This window comes from Halobacillus sp. Nhm2S1, from assembly GCF_019599545.1.
Lineage (GTDB): Bacteria > Bacillota > Bacilli > Bacillales > Halobacillaceae > Halobacillus.
The window spans coordinates 220,867-240,806 of the sequence record NZ_JAIEZV010000002.1 but is presented as its reverse complement, the minus strand read 5'-3'; the positions used below and the strand labels follow the sequence as shown (position 1 = coordinate 240,806).

General features: G+C 44.0%; 23 protein-coding genes. 21 read left to right on the top strand and 2 right to left on the bottom strand.

Annotation, left to right across the window (positions count from 1 at the left end; all coding sequences use genetic code 11):
- Nucleotides 1-8: 8 nt before the first annotated feature.
- The 12 genes from K2225_RS07760 to K2225_RS07705 all read left to right on the top strand — a co-directional run bounded on the left by K2225_RS07760 (nt 9) and on the right by K2225_RS07705 (nt 7,214).
- The gene (locus K2225_RS07760; RefSeq protein ID WP_220584223.1) at nt 9-770 is read left to right on the top strand and encodes a GvpL/GvpF family gas vesicle protein; all 762 of its coding nucleotides are present in this window, start codon (nt 9-11) and stop codon (nt 768-770) included.
- A complete protein-coding gene (locus K2225_RS07755; protein ID WP_220584222.1) occupies nt 767-1,021 on the top strand; it encodes a gas vesicle protein GvpG in 255 nt (84 codons plus the stop codon). Before K2225_RS07760 ends, K2225_RS07755 begins: the two co-directional genes overlap by 4 nt.
- 13 nt (nt 1,022-1,034) lie before the next feature.
- On the top strand, nt 1,035-1,853 hold the full coding sequence (locus tag K2225_RS07750) for a GvpL/GvpF family gas vesicle protein (protein ID WP_220584221.1): 819 nt from the start codon (nt 1,035-1,037) through the stop codon (nt 1,851-1,853).
- The gene (locus K2225_RS07745) at nt 1,854-2,108 is read left to right on the top strand and encodes a gas vesicle protein (protein ID WP_220584220.1); all 255 of its coding nucleotides are present in this window, start codon (nt 1,854-1,856) and stop codon (nt 2,106-2,108) included.
- Nucleotides 2,089-2,388: a gas vesicle protein K gene (locus K2225_RS07740; protein ID WP_220584219.1), complete on the top strand. Its 300-nt coding sequence runs from the start codon at nt 2,089-2,091 to the stop codon at nt 2,386-2,388. The genes K2225_RS07745 and K2225_RS07740 overlap by 20 nt, the downstream gene beginning before the upstream one ends.
- Nucleotides 2,389-2,405: 17 nt before the next feature.
- Nucleotides 2,406-2,720 carry a gas vesicle protein gene (locus tag K2225_RS07735; RefSeq protein ID WP_220584218.1) on the top strand — a complete coding sequence of 105 codons (315 nt, stop codon included), beginning with the start codon at nt 2,406-2,408 and terminating at the stop codon, nt 2,718-2,720.
- A gap of 13 nt (nt 2,721-2,733) precedes the next feature.
- Nucleotides 2,734-3,312, top strand: a complete 579-nt coding sequence (locus K2225_RS07730; protein WP_220584217.1) for a YtxH domain-containing protein — start codon at nt 2,734-2,736, stop codon at nt 3,310-3,312.
- Between the two features lie 27 nt (nt 3,313-3,339).
- Nucleotides 3,340-3,699 carry a gas vesicle accessory protein GvpU gene (gene gvpU, locus K2225_RS07725; RefSeq protein WP_220584216.1) on the top strand — a complete coding sequence of 120 codons (360 nt, stop codon included), beginning with the start codon at nt 3,340-3,342 and terminating at the stop codon, nt 3,697-3,699.
- A 148-nt stretch (nt 3,700-3,847) separates the two neighbouring features.
- On the top strand, nt 3,848-5,584 hold the full coding sequence (locus K2225_RS07720) for a carbon starvation CstA family protein (protein ID WP_220584215.1): 1,737 nt from the start codon (nt 3,848-3,850) through the stop codon (nt 5,582-5,584).
- A gap of 61 nt (nt 5,585-5,645) precedes the next feature.
- Nucleotides 5,646-6,011 carry a hypothetical protein gene (locus tag K2225_RS07715; RefSeq protein WP_220584214.1) on the top strand — a complete coding sequence of 122 codons (366 nt, stop codon included), beginning with the start codon at nt 5,646-5,648 and terminating at the stop codon, nt 6,009-6,011.
- Nucleotides 5,990-6,253 (top strand): cory-CC-star protein, encoded by a 264-nt coding sequence (locus tag K2225_RS07710; protein WP_089651275.1) that lies wholly within the window; start codon nt 5,990-5,992, stop codon nt 6,251-6,253. The genes K2225_RS07715 and K2225_RS07710 overlap by 22 nt, the downstream gene beginning before the upstream one ends.
- A 13-nt stretch (nt 6,254-6,266) precedes the next feature.
- The gene (locus tag K2225_RS07705; RefSeq protein WP_220584213.1) at nt 6,267-7,214 is read left to right on the top strand and encodes an ArsA family ATPase; all 948 of its coding nucleotides are present in this window, start codon (nt 6,267-6,269) and stop codon (nt 7,212-7,214) included.
- A gap of 71 nt (nt 7,215-7,285) precedes the next feature.
- Here K2225_RS07705 and K2225_RS07700 read toward each other — a convergent pair whose 3' ends face one another.
- Nucleotides 7,286-8,656 carry an MATE family efflux transporter gene (locus K2225_RS07700; RefSeq protein ID WP_220584212.1) on the bottom strand — a complete coding sequence of 457 codons (1,371 nt, stop codon included), beginning with the start codon at nt 8,654-8,656 and terminating at the stop codon, nt 7,286-7,288.
- Nucleotides 8,657-8,673: 17 nt separating this feature from the next.
- Nucleotides 8,674-10,410, bottom strand: a complete 1,737-nt coding sequence (locus K2225_RS07695; protein WP_220584211.1) for a glycoside hydrolase family 13 protein — start codon at nt 10,408-10,410, stop codon at nt 8,674-8,676.
- A gap of 262 nt (nt 10,411-10,672) precedes the next feature.
- Between K2225_RS07695 and K2225_RS07690 the strand changes: the two genes are divergently transcribed.
- From K2225_RS07690 to K2225_RS07650, 9 genes are all read left to right on the top strand, one after another.
- Entirely contained in the window at nt 10,673-11,974 is a 1,302-nt protein-coding gene (locus K2225_RS07690) for an extracellular solute-binding protein (RefSeq protein ID WP_220584210.1), read from the top strand.
- Between the two features lie 91 nt (nt 11,975-12,065).
- Entirely contained in the window at nt 12,066-13,415 is a 1,350-nt protein-coding gene (locus tag K2225_RS07685; RefSeq protein WP_255574323.1) for a carbohydrate ABC transporter permease, read from the top strand.
- 1 nt (nt 13,416) lies between these two features.
- Nucleotides 13,417-14,256 (top strand): sugar ABC transporter permease, encoded by an 840-nt coding sequence (locus K2225_RS07680; protein ID WP_220584209.1) that lies wholly within the window; start codon nt 13,417-13,419, stop codon nt 14,254-14,256.
- Nucleotides 14,257-14,380: 124 nt separating this feature from the next.
- On the top strand, nt 14,381-15,418 hold the full coding sequence (locus K2225_RS07675; RefSeq protein WP_220584208.1) for a LacI family DNA-binding transcriptional regulator: 1,038 nt from the start codon (nt 14,381-14,383) through the stop codon (nt 15,416-15,418).
- Nucleotides 15,419-15,694: 276 nt separating this feature from the next.
- Nucleotides 15,695-16,393, top strand: a complete 699-nt coding sequence (locus K2225_RS07670) for an ABC transporter ATP-binding protein (protein ID WP_220584207.1) — start codon at nt 15,695-15,697, stop codon at nt 16,391-16,393.
- Complete coding sequence (locus K2225_RS07665; protein WP_220584206.1) at nt 16,390-17,760, top strand: ABC transporter permease; 1,371 nt, start codon at nt 16,390-16,392, stop codon at nt 17,758-17,760. The genes K2225_RS07670 and K2225_RS07665 overlap by 4 nt, the downstream gene beginning before the upstream one ends.
- A 165-nt stretch (nt 17,761-17,925) precedes the next feature.
- A complete protein-coding gene (locus K2225_RS07660; protein ID WP_220584205.1) occupies nt 17,926-18,948 on the top strand; it encodes an SEC-C metal-binding domain-containing protein in 1,023 nt (340 codons plus the stop codon).
- Between the two features lie 290 nt (nt 18,949-19,238).
- Entirely contained in the window at nt 19,239-19,379 is a 141-nt protein-coding gene (locus K2225_RS07655; RefSeq protein WP_220584204.1) for a hypothetical protein, read from the top strand.
- 83 nt (nt 19,380-19,462) lie between these two features.
- Complete coding sequence (locus K2225_RS07650) at nt 19,463-19,924, top strand: hypothetical protein (RefSeq protein ID WP_255574320.1); 462 nt, start codon at nt 19,463-19,465, stop codon at nt 19,922-19,924.
- Nucleotides 19,925-19,940: the final 16 nt, after the last annotated feature.

The window sequence follows — 19,940 nt, the reverse complement described above, 5'->3', positions numbered from 1 at the left end:
AGGTACTTATGGCTGAAGATATCGGTGTATATGTTTTCTGTTGTATTCAAGCAACGGAGGAGAAAAGTTTTGGAACCATTGAATTTGAAGGAGAAGAAAGAGAAGTATTCACGGTCCATTATAAAGACGCCGCCATGGTAGCGGTGGAGGCCCCGGTGAAAATTTATCATCCTAAGAAAAAGGCAATCATGACTCACCAGCAGGTCATATCAAGAGTAATGAAAAAAGAGAGTTCTGTCGTTCCCATCAGTTTCGGGAATGTTTTCAATACGAAAGAGGATACCCAGGTGCTGATCGAAAACCTTTACCCTCAACTCGAGAAGTTGTTTGGAGAAGTAAGGAATAAAATCGAAATTGGTCTGAAGATCGTAGGAAAAAGAGAATGGTTGGAAAAGCAGATCCATCAGAATGACCGTGTGAAAAAGAAAAAAGAAACCGTAGCAAACAAATCAGAAGCGGCCGGGTATTTTGATCGGATTCAGCTTGGAGAGATGGCTCGTAATTTCTTTACGACCATTCAGAAAGAAATTGAATCTTCTATTCATGCCCCATTGGATCAATTGGCAGAAGCCTCTCAATTGAACGATACAATCGGTGAAAAGATGCTTTTGAATGGCGCTTATTTAATCGATCGGGATAAAGAAGAAGCGTTCGACCGTAAAGTGAATGAGCTGCATGACCGGTGGAAGGAATATGTTGATTTCAAATATACAGGTCCGTGGCCTGCCTACAATTTCATCAACATTAAGTTGAAAGTAGAAGCGTCATGATTCAAAAACTATTCACTTCACCCATCCACTTGATAAAAAAAGTCGGAGAGCATGTGAAAGAAGAAGTGGATAAGGAAATGTACGACCTTGAACATATTCAAAAGAAATTGATTCAGCTGCAAATGATGTATGAATTGGAAGAGATATCGGAAGAGCATTATGAGGAGCAGGAAGAAGAGCTGCTTTTGCGATATGAAATCGCCAAAAAGCTTGAGATGGAGCAATGGGAGAGCATGACGAAAAGGAAGTAAGGAGTTTTTCAAGATGGAAAGACTACTGTATATGTATGGTATTACGCTTAAAGAGGAAGCAGACGGGAAAGCATTTTCTGAATGGATGGGCATCGACGGCAAGGCCGGTCTTGAAGTACTGGATTACGGCTGGTGTTCAGCAATTGTGAGCGCCGTTGAGGAAGAAGAGTTTAGTGAAGAGGCATTGGAAATGAAGACGAAGCAAATGGAGTGGGTACAGGAGAAGGCTTACCTTCATCATGAAATATTAATGAGCTTGAAGGATACCGTCACTTTAATTCCAATGAAATTTTGTACCCTTTTCCAGAATGAAGGCAGTCTGAAGAAAAAAATGGATGCCCATGAAAATGAATGGATGACTCTACTTGAGAAGTTAAAAGGAAAAGAAGAGTGGAACGTGAAAATTTACAACCATCCCGACCGCTTAAGAGACCAAGTGGCCGACCATCACCCCGATATTCAGAAAAAGAAAGAAGAAATATCTCAGATGTCTAAGGGGATGCAGTACTTGCAGAGTAAGAAACTTGATCAGTCAATTCAACAGCAAGTAGCACTGGAACAGCAAAAATACGTGAGGCAATTACATAGTGAATGGGAGGCGCTATGTGAAGATACAGCTGACAAAAAAGTCTGGAATAAGAATGTGACCGGAAAGGAAGCGGATATGTGTTGGAATGGCGCCTACTTGATGGATCTGGAAAAAGTCGAAACTTTTTTAAAGGAAGTAACCACGGCAAATGAACAAGGAGAAAAAGCTGGCTGGGAGGTTGAAGTTACAGGGCCGTGGCCCCCTTATCACTTTTCCTCCCTCTCTAAAAGCGAGGTGAGATGAGTGTCCTACAGAGAAAACTTTGAGAACCAGGAAATCGCTCTTATTGATATCTTGGATACTGTCCTGGACAAAGGGGTTGCCATCAAGGGAGATATCATTATTTCCATTGCCGGCATTGACCTTGTCTATGTAGATTTGAAAGTATTGATTTCTTCTGTAGAAACACTCGTCCAATCCAGCCTGGATGACTCCTTGAACTCAGAAGCGATGGACAGAGAGAAGGAGGCGTTGGCACGTGTCACAGAACAATCTTGAAGAGCAGCCTTTTAAAAGCGGACGAGTCAATTTAGACCCGGACGGAGCAGAGCAAGGCCTTGCACAACTTGTCTTAACGGTCATCGAACTGCTTAGGCAGCTCGTCGAAAGGCAGGCGATCCGCCGCGTCGACGGTGGTACCTTGTCGGAAGAGCAGATTGAACAACTGGGCGTAGCGCTCATGAACCTTGAAGTGAAAATGGACGAGCTGAAAGAGATTTTTGACTTGGATGATGAGGATCTCAATATCGATTTAGGACCTTTAGGGAATTTGTTATAACAAAGGAGGCATCATAGATGTCCATTGAACACCCGACTCAATCGAACAGTATTGTCGATGTGTTAGAGACCGTGTTGGATAAAGGTGTCGTCATCGCTGGAGATATCAGGGTAGGACTTGCGGATGTCGAGCTTTTGACCATCAAAATCCGTCTCATCGTCGCATCTGTTGATAAAGCGAAAGAAATCGGCATGGACTGGTGGGAAACCGACCCGTACTTGAATTCGAAAGCCGCTCAATCGAACACAGAGGCCTTGGAAAAAGAAAATGAAGAACTCCATAAACGCATTGCACAACTAGAGAAAAATATGCAGGAAGTCTATCAAAAATAAAAGGAGAGAGATCATGAGCGAATCTAAAACGCAGTTGACCAATCCTACGGATGAAGGAAACAAGCAACAGGAAGCGGAGAACAAAAGCAGTCACCGGGTGACCAGAGCCATTGTCGGCGGTGTCCTTGGAGCAGCAGCAGGGTTTTTATTAAACCCTAATCGTGCAGGAGAACATAAAGAAACTATGAAGGGGAAAGCAGAAAAAGCTGGTGGACAGCTGAAAGATTTGAAAAACCAAACGAAAGAAAAAACAAACGAAGTGGTCGGACGCGTAAAAGATAAAGTGAGAAATAGCTCGGCCGAAGAAGGGGAGGAAAAAGAGACACCTTCCCTGGATGGAGCAGACCTTTCTCAAAAACAACTCGAGTCCCCTGGTGATGAAGCTGCTGCCACAGAGGAATTCGATCAGGGTGAGGATGAAGAAATGGTTAACGAAGGTCATGAAGAAGGGGACCATGTGGAAACAGAAGAGGAAGAATCAGCGAATGATATAGAACAGGAAAATGACCATTTAAACCATGAAGAAGATGATCATGCAAAAGTAAAAACAGGGAAAACGACTTTGACTGTCAATGACGATACCACGAAGTAGAATTCAGGAAAGAAGGGACGAGGGTATATGGATAATATTCTACGAAACTTTGTGAAAGCGGCAAATCAGGGTGATTTCTCTCTTGATCTTACATTGAATGTCAATGGTGCTTTGGTGACTGGAACTACTGTTTCAGCGAAGAAATATATGCAATCGTTGAGCCGCACTTTTGAAAACGGCAATGAGATTTCTCAGGAATTGAGTGAGAAATTGTCCCGTGCGAGTGAAGTGAATTATGCGCATGAGGAAATCAACTACATCCATTTGCAAGAAGCACAAGTGTATAATGGGGATGCCCAGCCTACCCCTTCTGAAGGTCGTTTTTACTGGCGGGGGAAGCTTGAAGAAGTGGATGGTTTTTTCCTTGGGAAAATTGACGCTACTTAGGAAGTTGAGGGGAGCAGGAGCTTCTCTCTTTTTTTATTTAGTATTTTCAGAAAAATCTGTATATCGCATTGAATTTAGAAAGGGAAGTGATATATAATACATTTAAATGTAAACGCATACATATTTTTGTAGATTGAGGAGGGTTTTTGTGAGTGGGATTTGGTTAGCTGTTGTTGGAGGTCTCATCTTTTTTCTAGGTTATCGGTATTATTCAAAATTCATTGCCGAAAAAATCTATCGTCTTGATCCGAACTATGTCACACCCGCCCATCAGTATAAGGATGGTGTCGATTTTGTCCCGACGAATAAATTCGTATTATGGGGGCATCACTTCACTTCCGTCGCGGGAGCTGCGCCGATTGTCGGGCCTGCGATTGCCGTGTATTGGGGCTGGCTTCCGGCTGTGCTTTGGGTATTGTTAGGTACCGTTTTTGCTGCCGGGGTCCATGATTTCGGTACGCTTGTTTTGTCAGTGAGAAATAAAGGACAGTCAATCGGTACGCTTGCCAGTAAATTAATTGGACAAAAAGCGAAAGTGTTGTTTTTATTTATCATTTTATTGCTTGTCTTAATGGTAAACGCTGTCTTCGCCTGGGTGATTGCGAATCTATTCATTTCATTCCCTGCGAGTGTCCTTTCTGTTTTCATTCAAATACCTCTGGCCGTTTGGATTGGCTACAGTGTGTATAAAAAGCAGGGGAACATGCTGCTTCCATCGATTGTAGCGCTTGCGGTCATGTATTTAGCAGCCATCGTTGCGAGTTATGTACCTGTACTTCAAATCGACCTTGTCCGCTATTTTGGTGGCGAAGGTGCTTCCACTTTATTTGGACTTAATGCGACGTCCATGGCCTTCTTCGTATGGATTGTCGTGCTGATGGTGTACGTCTATATTGCTTCAACCCTGCCGGTTTGGAAGCTGTTACAGCCGAGAGACTATATCAACTCTCACCAATTAATTGTAGGTCTTGGTCTTCTTTACCTCGGTCTGCTTTTCACAAACCCGGAGATTACGGCACCCGTGACAAATGCTTCTGCCGATACATCCTGGTTCCCGCTATTGTTCATTACGATTGCCTGTGGAGCGATTTCCGGTTTCCACGGCCTTGTGTCGTCGGGAACGTCTTCAAAACAGTTGAATAAAGAGACAGATGCTCGCTTTGTTGGTTATTTGGGATCTGTGGGTGAAGGAGCTTTGGCGCTTGTTGCGATTATCGCTGTTGTAACCTTCTTCCCTACAGCTGAGGAATTCACAGCGACTTACAGTGGATTTGCCGCAGCAAGTGGTGCTGGACTTGGCGTCTTTATCCAGGGGGCTGGGCAGCTTGCATCGGGACTTGGTATTCCGGCATCTGTCGCAGCAACTATTGTTTCCGTCATCGTCGTCAGTTTTGCTGCAACGACGTTGGACTCTTCGGTTCGATTAATGCGTTATATTATCGCTGAACTTGGAACGGAATATAAGGTGACGCCACTGACGAAAACGCACGTGGCTACAACAGTCGCCGTCGTTTCCAGTGCGGCTTTGACTCTGATTCCACAAGGCCCTAAAGGGTTCGGTTCTGGTGGATACTTGCTTTGGCCTTTATTCGGGACATCGAATCAGCTTCTGGCAGGAATCAGTTTGCTGCTCGTTTCTATTTGGCTGAAACGTCAAGGCCGAAACTACTTGCCGACGATCATCCCAATGGTCTTCCTCATGTTCATGACGTTATGGGCCATGATTGATCAGGTGGTGACCGAGTGGGCCCCATGGAATGAAGGTAGTGACTGGATGCTGTTTACTTTCGGCGCGATTATTCTTGTGTTTACCTTCTGGATTCTCATTACGGCTGTTTCTGCGATTAGCGGCAATCGTAACGATTCTATTGAGAAAAGTGCGTAATCAAAAAAAGGAAGCCGGCTTTTGTCGGCTTTCTTTTTTCCTTGAAAGGAGCAGCGACACCATGAAAGAAATCATGATCATTCGCCCTGAGAAAGAAATTGGAATGGGGTGTTGTGGAGGAATATGCAGTGATGACGATGGTTTCATTGACATGAAAGAAGAGTTTAAGCACCACGATCAGGACCGTGAAAAACTCGGAGAGTGGTATAGAGACAACCAGGGTGAAGGGATTCATGTGGACTATGTAGATCCAAGGAATCTTCTTGCCATTCTTGTCTATTTTATCAAGCACGTAAAGGCAGGCCATGTCTCCATTTGGAGTGCTTTACGGTCGATCTTTTTTCGAATGCGTTACAACAGCTTGTTCATTAATGGGAAATGGATAGAAAATAAGGAGGGAGAAGCTTGGAAAAAAAGTTTTCGTTAAAACGGTTATTTGAATTTTATGATGAAGTGTTAAGTCTCCCTCACAAACAGGAGATTGCTAGAGAACTAAGGGATGAGGACGATCTTTTCTTACTTCTCGTTTACTCTGACATGTTAGGGATACCGAATCCGGCATTTTATTATACGTTAGAACTTTATCCGCACATCATAGAAAAGTTTCACGATTGGCATCTGCGTATGGGGATGGAAAAGTCTCCGCTGGATGGCATTCGTTGTTGTTAGAGGAGGTAGTAGAATGAAAGGTTTGCATAAGAATAAAGTAATTTTTGTGGGTGGAAAAGGGGGAGTAGGAAAGTCGACATCCTCTGCTGCCCTTGCTGTTGCGTTTGCGAAAGAAGGGCATCGGACTCTTGTCGTATCTACCGACCCGGCTCATAACCTTGGAGATATTTTTCACGAGAAAGTCAATCATGAGAAGACAGCTTTAATGGAAAACCTGTGGGGGATTGAAATCGACCCTGTTCGTGAGTCCAAACGCTATATTAACGGGGTGAAAGATAACTTAGAAGGCCTTGTAAAATCAAAAATGGTCGAGGAAGTTCATAGGCAGATTGATATGGCGAGTGCTTCTCCGGGGGCCGATGAAGCGGCTTTGTTTGACCGTCTCATCTCGATTATTCTTGAAGAGTCCGAGCACTTTGACAAAATAGTATTTGATACAGCTCCGACAGGGCACACGATCCGATTGTTGACTTTACCGGAGCTTATGAGTGTTTGGATTGATGGGATGCTCGAACGCAGGAAAAAGATTAATGATAACTACACACAACTTCTGAATGATGGCGATCCAGTCGATGATCCCATTTATGATGTGTTGCAGCGTAGGAAAGAAAAATTTGCTGCCGTAAGGAAAGTGATACTTGATCCTGCTCAGACAGGTTTTGTATTTGTGCTGATTCCAGAGCGGCTTCCCATACTTGAAACCGAACAGGCGATTCGTAAATTGAAGCAGCATGACTTGATGGTGAAGACTTTGATCATCAATAAAGTGTTGCCAGATTATGCCGACGGTGAATTTCTTGCCAAGAGACGAAAACAGGAAGGAACCTATCTTGAGGAAATTAGAGAGAAATTCAAAGATCAGCAGTTAATTCAAATCCCATTATTTGAAGAAGATGTTTCTGATATGAACAAATTAAAAACCTTCTCAAACAACCTCAGTGAAGGAGTAAAGGCACGGTGATGCCTTTGATTTCCATTTTATGTATGACCTGGTACGACAAATATTACCAATACAACAAAAAAAGCGCACAGTCAGCTTGTATTTGCTTGACTGTGCGCTTTTTTGTTTGGTGTGACAAATGATTTTTTCAGCCATATTCTTGATTTCCACCTGCGCAGCATCAGGATTCCGCGCAGCCATTCGTCAATGATGAATCCGATCCAGATTCCGATCAACCCATAGGCATAATGGAGACCGAAAATCCATGCAATCGTTACCTGAATCCCCCACATCGATAATATCCCTACGATAACAGGAAAACGCACGTCTCCAGCGGCTCTAAGGGAATTGATGACAACGAGGTTGAAGGCTCGTCCAGGCTCCAGCAGAACCGTCATCAGCAGCAAGATGCTACCTGTTGTTAATATAGTAGGATCGTCTGTAAACAGTCCTAGTAGAAAATCGCTGGAAAAATAGAATACGATGGCAACAGATAAAGAGATGACAATGGCTAACTGTAAGCTCCGGATACATTGCCGGTAAGCTTTCTCCGTCTCTTTTGCGCCGATGTGATGGCCAATTAATATTTGCGTCCCCTGCCCGATAGCGATGGAGCACAAGAATATGAACATCATCAAGTTTTGAGCATAGACTTTCGTCGTAATCGCGGTCGCTCCCATTTGGGCCACGAAATAAGTGATGACCATCTGACTGGCATTGTAGGAAAGTTGTTCGCCTGCAGATGGTACTCCAATGTGGAGCAGGTTTTTTAGGTGTGCTTTTTCATAGTGATATAAAGACCGCCATGGCAAATCCCCGGATACACGCTTGATCAGCAATAAAAGGAGAACGAGAAAGCCGGAAGCTCTCGAGATTGCTGTCACATAAGCTACACCTTCTACTCCAAAAACGGGAAGACCGAACGGCCCGAAAATGACAAAGTAGTTGCCGATGACATTCAGGATATTCATACCAATCGTGACATACATCGGGTCTTTCGTGTGACCGTAACTTCTTAAAAGCGCGCCGATCGTCATAAGCATCGCCTGTACAAAAATAAGTCCGCCGACAATGTTCATGTAGTCCGTGGCGTCTCCCATCAAGGATGTAGGCAGGTCCATCACATTCAGGATCTGTTCGCTGAATATAAAAAGGCCGAAGCTAAGAAGGAGCGAAAACCACAAGTTGACACTGAGGGACGTGACGGAAATGCTTCCCGCCTCTTTCTTTTGTTCGGCACCGAGGTTTTGTGCAACTAAGATGGCCGCTCCCGTCGCGACAAACCCAAACATGACGATCACGACGGATAGAATTTGATTCGAGACTCCGACGGCAGCTACGGCATCGTCGGAGTACTGACTGAGCATGAGGGTATCAGCATTGCCCATTAACATGTGCAAAAGGACTTCAATAAAAATCGGCCATGTCAGAGCGAACAGGGTCATTTTTTTAGCTTGAGTCATGGAAAGACTCCTCTACATTACTTTTTCTCCAAAATCAAATATCCAGATGGACTTACGGTTGCTCTTTCAGCATCGACTGTCGTTTGTTGATCATGGTCAATGATTCTTGATGATGAAACATCCTCTAATGAAACGGAGTGGGAGGAAGTGTTGATCAGGAACAACAAGGATTGCCCGTCTGTTTCCTTTTCATAGGCAAGTATATTTTTTCCGTAATCGACAAATGAAAATCGAGCGTCATTACCAAAAGCAGGCTCTGATTTACGGAAGGCAATCATTTTCTGTATAAACGAAAACAACTCCTGATCTTGATCCTTTTCTTCCCAGATCATACATTTACGACAGCCGGGATCCTGTCCACCCGTCATCCCGATTTCATCCCCGTAATAGATGCATGGAGTCCCTTCATAGGAGAGCTGGAAAAGGTACATCAATTGAGCGGCTCGCTTATCCCCATCTGCATAAGTGAGGACCCTCGGCGTATCGTGGCTGTCCAGAAGGTTGAACGCAACTTCATTCACAGATACAGGGTACATATGCTGGACATGGGACAGCTGATTCTTGAACTGTTCCATCCCTATCTTCTTCTTAGCAAAAAAGTCGATAACTGCGTTTGTGAACGGATAATTCATGACCGCATCGAATTGATCGCCTTGCAGCCAAGGCATCGAGTCATGCCAGATTTCACCGAGGATATAGGCGTCTGCCTTTGCTTCCTTGACGGTTTGGCGGAACTCTCTCCAAAAGGCATGATCCACTTCATTCGCCACATCCAGTCGCCATCCGTCGATATCAAACTCTTCAATCCAGTAACGTGCGACTTTCAGTAAGTAATTTTTGACCTCAGGGTTCTCCGTATTGAGCTTCGGCATGCTGGACACATAGGCGAAAGCATCGTAATTCGGCAAAGGCTCTGTAATGATTTTGTCTTCTCTTAAATGGAACCAGTCTGCATAGTCGGAATCGATCCCATTTTTCAATACGTCTTGAAAAGGTTCGAAGTAGTATCCGCTATGATTGAACACAGCGTCCAACATAACCCGGATGCCTCGGTGATGGCACTCTTTTACAAGTTTGCGGAATGTTTCTTTATCACCGAATTGCGGATCGATCTCCATATAGTAAATTGTGTCATATTTATGATTGGAATAAGCCTTGAAAATTGGCGTGAAGTAAATGCCGTTAATGCCGAGTTTTTCTAAATGATCGAGGTGGTTAATCACTCCTTGAAAGTCTCCACCAAAAAAGTTTGTTGGTGTTGGTTCTTTGCTTCCCCATGGTAAGGTACCCTCAGGATCCAGGGAGGCATCTCCGTTAGCAAACCGTTCAGGGAAAATCTGATACCATACTGTATCTTTCACCCATTCAGGCGGCTGGAAAACGTCGATGCTATTCAGGAACGGGAAGCAGAAGTGGTAGGCCGTATCGTCTAATGGAACTTCGTCATAAAACCCTTTTTCAGTAAAGACGGTTTGCTCTTTTCCATCTTGCAGTAAAAAAGAGTACCGGAGTCTGCGGTACGGAGGTTCTAACGTTGCAAACCAATAGTCAAAAAGATCATCCGACCCGGATTTTTGCATCGGCTTTTGTTCAGTCTGCCACTGTCCATCCGCCCAGTTGTAAGGATCTCCGTGAATGAGCTGGACAGCATCGACATCCTCTTTTTTTGTTCGTAAACGAATGTGAAGGGTCTTCTCATCATACGCGTAAGCATAATTATTCTTCGGTCTGTGATGCACGGCTTCTTTAAACATGGATCTTCATCCTTTCTGAACAATCGTTTGCACATAAAAGTGCGTTTCTACTAAATAAAACTATAGAAGAAATAGAGGGAAGTCAATGAAAATGTGAAAGCGTTAACGTACTGTTATAGATAGTAAAACATTCATTCAATATTTTAAGAAAACGCTTGCAAATCTATTATTAGTTTGTATAATAAGAATCAAGATGTGTGCAATCGGTTTCACTATGGTTGCGTGGCATATCCATCTAGGAAACTATTAGGGGGAGTTAAGTATGAAAAAGTGGTTGAGCTTATTGTTTATCGCTTTTCTTACGGTTGCGATGCTGGCTGCATGTGCGCCGGATCGTGAAGAGGAAGCGAGTGGAGGAGAGTCTAGTAGTGATAATGCATCTTCTGAAACGTCAGAAGACGGCATGCCTGAAAAACCTGAAAAGCTGGTCGTTTGGGAAGATAAAGAAAAAGGTGTCGGCCTGGAGCCTGCGATTGCTAGTTTCGAAGAGGAACACGGCATTGAGGTTGAATTCAAAGAGTTAGATATGGCAACGAAAATGGGAGAACAGCTTCGTCTCGACGGACCGGCTGGGACAGGCCCTGACGTTTTGACATTGCCACATGATCAGATCGGTCAAATGGCTATTGAAGGACTGCTTTCTCCGATTGAAGTGGACAGTTCTGTGACAGATCTTTATACAGAAGCGTCCATCCAAGCACAAACATACGATGGAAACCTATACGGACTTCCAAAGTCTACAGAAACTCCGGTTTTCATTTATAACAAAGAACATATGACAGAAGTACCTGAAAACTTTGATGAACTATTTGAGTTCTCCAAAGAATTTAATAATGGCGATCAATATGGTTTCTTAGCTCTATGGGATAACTTCTACTTCGGTAACTCCGTCCTTGCTGGTTACGGTGGGTACGTATTCGGTGAAGAAGGTGGAGCTTTGAATCCTCAAGACCTTGGATTGAGTAACGAAGGCGCTGTCGAAGGTGCTCAGTACATCCAAAAATGGTATGAGGAAGTCTTCCCATCCGGAATCGTTGGTGAGAGTGGTGGTTCTGCGAAAGATGGTCTTTTCCAAGAAGGTAACGTTGCCGCCATGATGGACGGCCCATGGGCTTACCAAGCTTTGAACGAAGCAGGAATCGACTATGGTGTTGCACCACTTCCGAAACTTCCGAATGGGGAATACCCGCAAACATTCGTTGGTGTGAAAGGCTGGCATTTGTCTGCTGCTTCTGAAAATAAAGAGTGGGCGACAGAGTTGGTCAAGTGGATCACGAACGAAGAAAACGCGAAAATTCGTTATGAAGAAACCAATGAAATTCCTCCAGTGAAGTCCTTGATTGAGGATCCAATCATTGCGGATAACGAAAAAGCACGTGCGGTTGCTGTTCAATCTGAGCGCGCGGTTCCAATGCCGAATATTCCTGAAATGGGAGAAGTTTGGGAGCCGATGGCACAAGCATTGCAGGTCGTTGCGACAGGTAAAGCTGAGCCTGAAGAAGCGTTGACGGAAGCACAGGAAACCATCAAAACACAAATTGAGTTGAATCACTCAGGGAACTAAGATCGGGCAGAGCCATACCCGTCTGTCGGGTATGGCTTTTCCTTATCCATGAGAAGTTTTATATGCTGGAAAGTTAGAAAGGAGACTGAACATGGGGGAACGTCAACCGAAGTCCAACTATGAGGGAAAAGACCATCGTCCATCGAAGAAAAATAAAAAACAAGATCCTCATGGGACGACCAATCATCGAAAAATAGCTTTAGCGCTCTCGATCATTCCTGGTTTTGGACAGTTTTATAACAAACAGTGGCTGAAAGGTTCCGCTTTTTTCATTTTAATGGCCTCTTTTTTCATAGCCTTTTCCGACTTGCTGCAGTTCGGATTTTGGGGTCTATTTACGCTTGGAACCGATCCCAATTACGATCATTCCATCGTGTTGCTCGTAGAAGGAATATTGACACTGATCGTCACCATTTTGGGATTAGGCGTCTATGCGTTTAACTTAAGAGATGCTTTTAAAGTGGGAAAACAAAGAGACCTGAATGAAGCACCAAACTCTGTCAGGCAACAGTATCAAAACCTGGTAGGTGGAGGATTCCCTTACCTGATGATGACACCGGGTTTTCTCTTACTTGTTTTCGTCGTTATTTTTCCGATATTATTTGTTGTTCTACTATCATTTACGAACTACGATTTGTATCACTCACCGCCTGCGAACCTCGTAGACTGGGTCGGCTTCCAGAACTTTATCGAGATTTTCAACATACCGATCTGGCGTGATACGTTCTTTAGTGTATTGGCCTGGACGGTTATTTGGACGTTTGGTGCTACGACTTTGCAAATTGCGCTTGGTATTTTCCTTGCCGTATTGATGAACCAGAAGGGGATCATCCTTCAAAAGACCATCCGTACGATTTTCATTTTACCTTGGGCGGTGCCTGCGTTCGTATCTATTTTAGTTTTCGCTGGAATGTTCAACGAAACGTTCGGTACCATCAACCGCGATATCCTGGCTGCCTTCGGGCTTGGGGATATCCCTTGGCTTACCAACCCGACGTACACGAAGATCGCATTGATCATGATCCAGACGTGGCTTGGGTTCCCGTTCATTTTTGCGATGGTTACAGGTGTATTGCAGTCGATTCCTAATGAATTGTACGAAGCGGCGGATGTCGATGGCGCGTCCATTTTCCAGAAATTCAGAAGCATTACGCTGCCGCTCGTGCTATATGCAACAGCACCGATCATGATTACTCAATATACGTTCAACTTCAACAACTTTAATGTCATCTTTCTCTTTAATGGAGGAGGTCCGGCTGTTCCGAACCAGAATGCGGGGGGAACGGATATCTTGATTTCCTGGATCTACAACTTGACGATGACATCTGCCCAATACGGAAAAGCGGCAGCGATTACAATGATCCTGTCCTTGATCGTTATTACCGTAGCTTTGTGGCAGTTCAGAAGAACGAAATCATTCCAAGAAGAGGATATGATGTAATATGAAAAATAACAAACGCATCCTACAGCTGACGTTTTCGTATATTGTGATTCTGGCGATGATCACGATCATCCTATACCCGATTTTATGGATTGTCGGATCATCCTTTAACCCGGGGAACAGTTTGTCAGGCTCCTCGATCATTCCTGAAAATGCAACGTTGAAACACTATAAAGAATTGTTCGACCCGGCACAGAGTGACTATCTGATCTGGTATTGGAACACGATTAAGATCTGTGTTCTGACGATGCTGTTCTCTGTAGCCCTCGTGTGTATGACGGCTTATTCATTCTCAAGGTTCCGTTTCGTTGGTCGTAAAAATGGTTTGATGACCTTTTTGATTCTGCAAATGATCCCGAACTTCGCTGCCTTGATTGCTATTTATGCTTTAGCGAACTTGACAGGCTTGCTTGATACCCACCTTGCGTTGATTCTCGTATACACAGGTGGCGCGATTCCGATGAATACGTACTTGATGAAAGGATATCTGGATACCATTCCGAAAGAGCTGGACGAATCGGCTCGTATGGACGGCGCAGGGAACTTCCGTATTTTCTGGCAGATCGTCATGCCACTTGCGAAGCCGATGATTGCGGTCATCTGTCTGTTCACTTTTATTACACCGTTCACAGACTTTATCCTGGCACGTATCCTACTACGTTCGGAAGATAAATTCACACTAGCGGTAGGACTTTATGAAATGATTGCCGATCAGTTCGGGAATGAATTTACATTGTTCGCTGCCGGTTCTGTATTGATTGCCGTACCGATTTCACTGCTCTTCTTATCCTTGCAGAAATATTTTGTTACTGGATTGACAGCAGGGGGTACGAAGGGATAACCTTGAAGACATATGTATGGAAGGAGAAGCGGAGCAGCCCTCCGGTTCTCCTTTTTTAATAAAAGAGAGATGAAAGCGTCCTCATGATACAATGAACATAGTATGCAAATAGAAGGTGAAAGTTATGGCGGTAACCATTAAAGAAGTGGCCAAAGCGGCAGGGGTAGCTCCTTCAACCGTATCCCGTGTCATTGCAGACCATCCTAGAATCAGCCCAGCCACGAAGAAACGAGTAAAAAAAGCCATGAAAGAGATGGGATATCATCCGAATGCCAATGCAAGGAACCTGGCGAACCGTTCTACACAGTCGCTTGGGGTCGTCATGCCTTCGAGTGCGGATAAAGCGCTCCAAAACCCGTTCTTTCCAGAGGTTCTGCGTGGAATCAGTGCGGTCGCTCATGAGCTTGATTACTCCATGCTCTTATGTACAGGAGAAACAGATGAAGAAATGCTTGAGGCCGTCAAGCGTATGGTGTTCAGTAATCGCACCGATGGCATCATCCTTCTTTACTCACAAGTGGATGATCCGATCATGGAATTTTTGCTGGAACAGAATTTTCCTTTTGTCATCGTCGGAAAACCGGCGGCACGTGTGGATGAAATCACGCACGTGGATAACGATAATATCCGGGCCGGCAAAGAAATTACCAATCACCTGATTGATATTGGACACGAATGTATTGCATTTATCGGTGGTTCCGAGGACCGTATTGTAACCATTGATCGTATGCGTGGGTATGAACTGGCTCTTGAAGAGGCAGGCTTGCCGTACTTGGATGAGTACCGGATCCATACCGAATTCCTGAAATCAGGTGGACGTCAGGCGGTGCATGAATTGTTCGCCCTCCCTAAACCACCGACAGGCATTGTGATTGCCGATGATCTCATGAGTATCGGTGTGGTGAACATGCTGGAGGAATTCGGGAAGCGCGTACCTGACGATATATCAATTGTGAGTTTTAACAATGTGTATTTATCAGAAATTACCCGTCCTCCATTGACGACTGTTGATATTCACATTCATGGCCTAGGCAGCCAGGCGGCCAAATGTCTAATCGAAAAAGTGAAAAACAAAGAGGAACCAGCGAAACGGATTATTGTGCCATTCGATATTAAATATCGCTCCTCCACTAAAGAAATCAAACCACAGCTTGAGGGTTAACCTTCGAACTGTGGTTTTTTGTTGGAAAGAGAAGAGTTTTACGGCGTTGTGATGATGCTGAAAAATGTTAAAAAATGTAAGACCTGGTCACCCATATAATGGGTGACCAGGTCTTACATTTTTTAACATGTGACTGAGAGTCACATCCCGATCAAGGATCGGCCTAAAATGGGAGACTGACTCTTTAATTTTTTATTTACTATAAAAAAGATGAAATGATTAGGGCATTTCTTTCGTCTTGTATGTAGAGGGTTAACAAGAAGGGAGAAATGACCATTGATTAAAGTGGAGAATTTGTCACATTCGTTTTTTGTAGGAAAAAAGAATAATAGACAGGAAGTTTCTGTTTTAAAAGATATTAATCTTGAGGTGGGAGAAGGTGAAATTGTAACCATCGTAGGACGGAGTGGTTCCGGTAAATCAACATTATTGAACTTGATGAGCGGTTATATTAAGCCGACGGAGGGAGATATTTTTATAGCTGATAAGAGAGTAACAGACTATAAGGAATCTGCCTGGGCTGAGTTTCGAGCGGATCGTTTGGGGTTCATTTTCCAAAGCTTTCAGCTGATTCCCAGTATGACCGCCTATCAGAATATTGAACTTCCAATGGTAATGAAGGGGGTTTCTGTAAAGGAACGGAAGCAAAGGGTCGTTGAAATGCTTGATAAAGTCGGATTGAACGATTACCAGAATCACTATCCATCGGAACTATCCGGCGGACAGCAGCAGCGAGTGTCCGTTGCGCGGGCTCTTATCGTTCAGCCACCGATTATTCTAGCGGATGAACCTACAGGGAGCTTGGACCAGGAAACGGAGAAGGAGTTGCTGGATTTCATTCAAAAGTTGAATAGGGAAGAGAACATAACTTTCGTCATCATTACTCACGATGAGGAAGTGGCACGTGTCGCTGACCGGACCATTCGTCTTGAAGATGGGCGTTTAGCCGCTGATCGAGAGGTGGCTGTACGATGAAATGGAAAGACCGATTCCAATTTATCAGACAGAACATGCAGAAAAATAAATCCCGTGTGTTTATGACGATTCTGGCTACATCCATCGGGTGTGCCTTTCTTATTGTCCTTGCATCCGTTGGGTTCGGTGCTCAAAGGTTTATCGTTAACGACATTATGCAGGACCGGGCGGTCACGGAAATAACGGTTTATGGAAAACAGACGCAGGAAGAAGGGGAAAGCCCTGAAATCACCAAGGACGACATTGAAAGCTTCAAATCACTGGAAACCGTCAAGGCTGTCTCTCATAAAATCCAGCTGCGAACGGAAACGGAAATCCTTTATGATGCCTATTCCGGAGGTTCAACAGTTAGTGTTGTAGATTTTCAGTCAGAAAAAGAAACGGGCATGAAATTATCATCTGGACGCATGCCTCAAAGTGAAAATGAAGTTCTTATCGGGTACCACCTGGATCAACTTTTATATAAAAAGAGTGATGAACAAACCGGAGATCAGATTTTTAATCAAAATGGTCTTGTAAAAGAAGAGTACCGGATGGATGAAGGATTATTAAATAAAACGGTCGAGATTGAAGTTGAACAGTACAAGGGGGATGAATGGATAACGGAAACTTTCCCGGTTGAAGTGGTTGGGATTATGGAAGAACCCGCAAGAGATTGGCAGGTAAGTAGTGATATTTACATCTCCGAAGCTGTATTAACCGATATTGAAGCTTTTACAGAAACGGCTTATGGGGCTACCATCCACCCAGATATGAAAACAGACGAAGTTGAAACATTACAGGCCGAGGGGAAAGACAGAGTGTATAACGATGTCCAGGTCATAGCAGGTAACATGGAGCAGGTGGAGAATCTATCCCAGAACCTGAAAGATGAAGGGTACCATATCTATTCGGTGACGGAAGAACTCGATCAGATCAATATTGTATTTGCTGTAGTTAAAGTAGGATTGATTATAGTAGGTACAATTGCTTTATTGATTGCTTCAATTGGCATTTACAATACCATGTCCATGGCTGTTACAGAACGGACCCAGGATATTGGCATCATGAAAGCCATCGGTGGTCACCCTAAGATGATCCGCAGCATCTTCTTGATGGAAAGTGGCTATATTGGGTTGATGGGGGCGTTTGTCGGTGTCGCGCTTGCTTATCTTGTGAGCGTAGGAATTAACATGTTGCTTCCACTTGTCATTCAACAAGTTTTTGATCAGACATTAGAAGAAGCGATTCAATTGTCTTATATCCCTCCTTACTTGGCTCTGGTTTGTGTAGCACTCAGTATCGGTGTGGCGATGCTATCCGGTCTCAAGCCAGCCAGGAAAGCCACACGCATTGATGTACTAAGCGCACTAAGAAGAGATGTTTAAATGCGGATTTTATATCCAAATACTGTAAGACCAGGTCATCCAAATATTGGATGACCTGGTCTGTATATAATTTCCTCCTCCTTTTTTCCTTGTTTTTTTGCATGTTGGCTCAATCTTCGGTACTCTAGTAGAGTTGAACGTTTATGAGTTAAGAGAGGGATATTAATGAGTAAGGTAAAAAGAAATGACCCATGTCCATGCGGAAGTGGGAAGAAATATAAGAAATGCTGCATGAATAAGACTAACGAAGGTGTGGGATCTACAAGCCTTCATGAAGAGTTGAAAGGCCACTACAGCCACTTTATGGCCTATGTGAACCGCAATTATCCGAATGTCACGCCTAATGAAGAGCGTGAAACACAGGAGGAAGAAGTAGAAGCGGCTTTCCGTATGGTACAAGGGGTATTCATGGAAAAGCAAGAAGATGGAACAACGCTCTATGACGAATTTTTTGAAAAGAAGCAGGATAAGATTGTACGTCCAGCGACGCTAGCGTCTATGGAAGCGTGGAAATCACCGCTCGCTAGTGTTTTCCATATCCAGGAGATTCAGTCCGAGCAGACCATCATGGTTGAAGATGTTTGGAGCGGTCTAACGTATGAAGTGAAACGTGACGGCATTCCGTTGAAGGAAGAAAATTATCCGCATATGCCGTATGTGGTTGGAGTTATTCTGAAATGGGGACCGATCTTCAATTTCGTTCCGCTCGCCATTCCAAACTATGAGGAATCCTATCAAACTTTCAAGAAGACGGTAGAGGAGAAATCCCAGCAAGCTGGATATGAATCCATTCATGCCTACATGCAGGATACACTTATTGAACAGTTGAGAAACTGGATGTATATGAACGTTTCCGAAGAGTCCTCGGAAGAACAAGAGCTGCAAGAAAAAGAAACTCCAGCGATCGGGGAAGATGAAGTGCTCGACCTTGTCGACGATGAGCTGAAAACAGAACCAACTTTCGAGAGGTTGCGTGAAGCTTGGCTTTCTTATAAACAGGAAGAAGATCCGACGTTCCGTAAACCGGAAGTGGTTTCTGCTGCGCTTGAACACATCTATCGTACTTCTGAAGAGTTCCGCACAGAACCTGAGAAGGTCACGAAAAAAGCAGTTGCTACGAAATATGATGTTAGCCCCAGCAGTATGAGTAAGCGGATTACTCAGCTGAAGGGATATATCGAAGGTTGATCATTTAAAGCTTAGAACTTGGCGCTCTAAGCTTTTTTTGCGAGGATATTGATAAAAGTCTAAAAGCCACCGATAAAGTAGTGAAAGCAACGGATAAAACCCTGACACCCACTGATAAAAGTGCTGAAGTCACCGATAAAGCCTAAAAGTCGCTAATAAAACCCCCGAAGCAGCTAATAAAATCCTGAAACCTGCTCATAACATCTCAAGAAAATGATTTCTCTATTCTCCCAATGTGATGAGGATTATGGCAGGCGGGTAGCGGAAGGACTCGGCATGAATGGGGGGACATGAATGCAGAAATGGCGGATGAAATTGCACCGACCAAAGGAAAGATGCCGAAAAAAGGAGGCTCCCCAATAGGAAATACAGGCGCTGCCGATGTCGTAGATGAAGCCCAGGAAAAAGGACACGAGGCAGATCCTTATTGAGGTGTTAAGCCTGACTCCAATCAGAGTCAGGCTTTTCTTTTTTTCTCCCCCCTTGCATAAGGTAAATAGGGGAGGAGATCACATTGAAGCGGAGCCGTTCACCAATGATTATCATCTTTGTTTTAGGCTTGATTCTTATCCTTGCCATTGTCCTCACCATTTTCTTCATGACTCGACCTGGTCAGCGTGCAGAGAGTACCATCGAACAGTTTTATTTACATGAGCAACAAGGGAAGTTTTCTGATTCGTGGGAGCTTTTTCACTCGCAAATGAAGGAGAAATTTACAAAAGGACACTACATACAAGACCGTGCGCACGTGTTCATGAATCACTTCGGCGTAGAGAGCTTTGAATTTGTAATGGGGGATTTGAAGAAGCTTGATCAATGGACGATGGAAAAAGGATCGAAACCTCTATCGCCCGTTTACCAAGCGACTGTAATTCAAACATACAAAGGAAAGTACGGTCTTTTCCGCCTGCATCAAGATGTTTATGTGGCAGAAGAAAAAGGGGAGTGGAAGATCCTATGGGATTATCATAAATAACAAAAGCTTCCTACTG

What these genes read in the sequence shown, in the direction of transcription:
- K2225_RS07760 (WP_220584223.1), top strand. Translation starts at nt 9, where the DNA reads ATGGCTGAAGATATCGGTGTATATGTTTTCTGTTGTATTCAAGCAACG.
- K2225_RS07675 (WP_220584208.1), top strand. Translation starts at nt 14,381, where the DNA reads ATGGCGGTAACCATTAAAGAAGTGGCCAAAGCGGCAGGGGTAGCTCCT.
- K2225_RS07685 (WP_255574323.1), top strand. Translation starts at nt 12,066, where the DNA reads ATGGGGGAACGTCAACCGAAGTCCAACTATGAGGGAAAAGACCATCGT.
- K2225_RS07705 (WP_220584213.1), top strand. Translation starts at nt 6,267, where the DNA reads ATGAAAGGTTTGCATAAGAATAAAGTAATTTTTGTGGGTGGAAAAGGG.
- K2225_RS07715 (WP_220584214.1), top strand. Translation starts at nt 5,646, where the DNA reads ATGAAAGAAATCATGATCATTCGCCCTGAGAAAGAAATTGGAATGGGG.
- gvpU (WP_220584216.1), top strand. Translation starts at nt 3,340, where the DNA reads ATGGATAATATTCTACGAAACTTTGTGAAAGCGGCAAATCAGGGTGAT.
- K2225_RS07690 (WP_220584210.1), top strand. Translation starts at nt 10,673, where the DNA reads ATGAAAAAGTGGTTGAGCTTATTGTTTATCGCTTTTCTTACGGTTGCG.
- K2225_RS07730 (WP_220584217.1), top strand. Translation starts at nt 2,734, where the DNA reads ATGAGCGAATCTAAAACGCAGTTGACCAATCCTACGGATGAAGGAAAC.
- K2225_RS07655 (WP_220584204.1), top strand. Translation starts at nt 19,239, where the DNA reads ATGAATGCAGAAATGGCGGATGAAATTGCACCGACCAAAGGAAAGATG.
- K2225_RS07700 (WP_220584212.1), bottom strand. Translation starts at nt 8,656, where the DNA reads ATGACTCAAGCTAAAAAAATGACCCTGTTCGCTCTGACATGGCCGATT.
- K2225_RS07660 (WP_220584205.1), top strand. Translation starts at nt 17,926, where the DNA reads ATGAGTAAGGTAAAAAGAAATGACCCATGTCCATGCGGAAGTGGGAAG.
- K2225_RS07750 (WP_220584221.1), top strand. Translation starts at nt 1,035, where the DNA reads ATGGAAAGACTACTGTATATGTATGGTATTACGCTTAAAGAGGAAGCA.
- K2225_RS07680 (WP_220584209.1), top strand. Translation starts at nt 13,417, where the DNA reads ATGAAAAATAACAAACGCATCCTACAGCTGACGTTTTCGTATATTGTG.
- K2225_RS07665 (WP_220584206.1), top strand. Translation starts at nt 16,390, where the DNA reads ATGAAATGGAAAGACCGATTCCAATTTATCAGACAGAACATGCAGAAA.
- K2225_RS07735 (WP_220584218.1), top strand. Translation starts at nt 2,406, where the DNA reads ATGTCCATTGAACACCCGACTCAATCGAACAGTATTGTCGATGTGTTA.
- K2225_RS07695 (WP_220584211.1), bottom strand. Translation starts at nt 10,410, where the DNA reads ATGTTTAAAGAAGCCGTGCATCACAGACCGAAGAATAATTATGCTTAC.
- K2225_RS07755 (WP_220584222.1), top strand. Translation starts at nt 767, where the DNA reads ATGATTCAAAAACTATTCACTTCACCCATCCACTTGATAAAAAAAGTC.